Source organism: Nguyenibacter vanlangensis, from assembly GCF_013376155.1.
Taxonomy (GTDB): Bacteria; Pseudomonadota; Alphaproteobacteria; order Acetobacterales; family Acetobacteraceae; genus Gluconacetobacter; species Gluconacetobacter vanlangensis.
In genome coordinates this window covers 1-928 of the sequence record NZ_JABXXP010000929.1, presented here as the reverse complement: position 1 = coordinate 928, position 928 = coordinate 1, and the positions used below count along the sequence as shown (strand labels likewise).

Annotated in this window: 1 pseudogene; it reads right to left on the bottom strand. The window is 67.2% G+C overall.

The features are described 5' to 3' along the window. A pseudogene (gene tnpC, locus HUK84_RS20240) lies at positions 1 to 911 on the bottom strand (IS66 family transposase); the annotation flags it as partial. Positions 912 to 928: the final 17 nt, after the last annotated feature.

The following is a 928-nucleotide window of genomic DNA, read 5'->3' as shown; positions in this document are numbered from 1 at the left end:
CGCGAGATGATCCGTGGGATGTTCGCCCTTGCGATCACGGGAGTAGCGGAACCACGCGGCAGGCGGCGCCGGTCCGCCGAATGGCCGGTCATCGCGCACATAGGTCCACAAGCGTCCGGTCACGGTGCGGCTTTTCGCCAGCACCGGTACCGTGGTGTCGTCGCCATGCAGCCGTTCCGCTGCCAGCACATGGGCGCGCACCAGCGCGATCAGCGGTGCCAGGGTGGCAGTGCAGGCGCCCACCCAATCGGCCAGCGTCGAGGTGTCGAGGTCGATCCCCTCGCGCGCAAAGGCCTCGCTCTGGCGGTTCAGCGGCAGGTGATCGGCAAACTTGCCGGTCAGGATGGTCGACAGCAGCCAGGGCCCGGCACAGCCACGGGCGATCGGATGGAACGGTGCCGGCGGCTGAGTGATGCTCTCACAGTCCCGGCAGAGAATTTCTCCCGCACCGTCCGGATCACCTTGAACCGGCGCGGGATCACCTCAAGCGTCTCGGTGACGCTCTCGCCCAGCTTCACCAGACGGGATGAACCACAGCAGGGGCACTGCACGGGCGCCGGAATGACAATCCGCTCGCGCGGCAGATCCGCAGGAAAGGGCCGGCGCGCGGGGCGCTGCCGTTCGGATAGCACTTCAGGCGAGACAATCGCGGCGCCTAGCACATTGGTCGGATCATCCTCGGCGATTGCCGTTTCCAGATCCTCGAGTTCGAGTTCCAACTGGTCGAGCAGACGCCGGCCGCGCTCCGAGGACGCGCCGAAGCGGTCCTGCCGCATCCTGGCGATCAGCAGCTTCAGATGCGCGACCATCGCCTCGACACCCGTGGCGCGCTGTTCCGCTTCCTGGCGTGCCGCCTCGGACGCCGCCAGGGCCGCCCGCAGCCGATCGATTTCCGACGTGCCGGTTTCCATGTCGGCCATAAAAACAC